General features: G+C 35.9%; 1 protein-coding gene and 1 pseudogene. Both read left to right on the top strand.

Annotated features, from left to right (window positions below):
• A pseudogene (locus ACS8FD_RS15535) lies at positions 1-141 on the top strand (outer membrane lipoprotein chaperone LolA); the annotation flags it as partial.
• 873 nt (positions 142-1,014) lie between these two features.
• The coding region (locus ACS8FD_RS15530) for an NADH-quinone oxidoreductase subunit A (protein ID WP_439276513.1) at positions 1,015-1,204 on the top strand (190 nt) is incomplete at its 3' end.

Below are 1,204 nucleotides of genomic sequence, written 5' to 3'. Positions count from 1 at the left end.
AAACCGGTCATGATGGTATTAAATGACACACTTGGACAAACCACATCGATTAAGTTTAATGGCATCAAGCTTAACCCAAGTGTCAGCAGCAGTCAGTTTAACTTTACCCCGCCAAAAGGGGTAGATGTCATCAACCAATAATCAATTGATGCAAGACGATAGTATTGATTGATTTATCATTTTATCATTGATAAAGAGGTAGTCCATTACTTGGATATACCTCTTTTTTATTGACTAAAAACCCTATAGCAACACCACACATAGCAATGTTTATTTAAAGTAGCACTATGGGCAGGTTGCAATTGGATATATTTGGTTTACAATACTCGCAGTCTTGCCACGCATGTCAAATACTCTGCTGTATAGTGCTATTATATTTAAATATATCAGTTGTGTTTTTTGATACTTAATTACATTATTCAGTATTTTTATCAGTAATATTGGACTGTCAACCAAACGATCTGACCTGTTATAGTTTTAGTAGTGGATAGCACATTTTGTTTTATAAAATACATATTTTGTAGCATATAAAATGACTATATAATACTGTTAAAAACTGGCTTTTAATGGGTGATATGCGTATAGTGAGCAAACAGTTTATGCCAGTTGTCATACCATTGTTGATTACGCGTAATGAGTTATTAAATCAATTAAATGTCTAAATATGATATTGATTTAATAAATTTATCTTGCGTCTTTATTAGATGGATTTGATGACCAGCCTTTATCTAGATATGCTACAGTTTTTGTCTGATAGCATGGCTAAAGACTATCAGTGTCTCTGTTCTGAGTGTCAACATCGAAGATCGGTAGATTGCTTTACTGTTTTTAGTACTTAGATAAATCTACGGTTGGTATCGTCTTATGACCGTCGTCAATAATCTTGATAATTGGTTGTTACCAGCACAGTCTTTGTGTTTTCGTCTGCGTCAGGTAATGCTATGCTATTATTCTTTGTAGAACAATGGTTTGCGTTATTTATGACACCAGATTGGGTGAGGAGCACGTATTATCATGTCTGCTTTTAATTGGTCAGCAGTCGCCTTTATTCTAGCCGCTATAGGACTAGTCGTTTTTATGCTGGTCGTTCCCCGTTTACTTGGCGGTCGCTCTCAGGGTTTACAAAAAGAAGAAGTGTTTGAAGCGGGCGTTGTCGGATCTGGCAATGCCCGTATTCGTTTGTCTGCCCAATTCTATTTGGTGG

Source organism: Psychrobacter sp. 1U2, from assembly GCF_051847575.1.
Note: the sequence above shows the minus strand (reverse complement) of the source record. Positions and strands in the feature narration are given on the sequence as shown.